The following is a 263-nucleotide window of genomic DNA, read 5'->3' as shown; positions in this document are numbered from 1 at the left end:
CGCCGACCCAAGTGGAAAGGCGCTCGCTGCACACGCTGAAAGGCCGGATCGCCCTTCTCCATGCCATTGCTCATATCGAGCTCAACGCCGTCGATCTGGCGCTCGATATCGTCGCACGATTCGCGACCGAGCCTGTGCCCAATTCCTTCTTCGACGGCTGGATGCAGGTCGCATTCGAGGAAGCGAAGCATTTCCGCATGGTGCGCGCCCGCCTCAACGATCTCGGCGCCGATTACGGCGATCTTCCCGCCCATGACGGGTTG

General features: G+C 62.0%; 1 protein-coding gene. It reads left to right on the top strand.

Translation table 11 applies throughout. The features are described 5' to 3' along the window. Positions 1-263, top strand: a 263-nt coding sequence (locus EOD29_RS32575; protein ID WP_127248853.1) for a DUF455 family protein, incomplete at both ends; no start/stop codon positions are given.

The sequence above is a fragment of the Mesorhizobium sp. M1A.T.Ca.IN.004.03.1.1 genome (genome assembly GCF_003997555.1).
Lineage (GTDB): Bacteria > Pseudomonadota > Alphaproteobacteria > Rhizobiales > Rhizobiaceae > Mesorhizobium.
The sequence above is the reverse complement of the archived record's forward strand: the minus strand, read 5'-3'. Positions and strand labels throughout refer to the sequence as shown.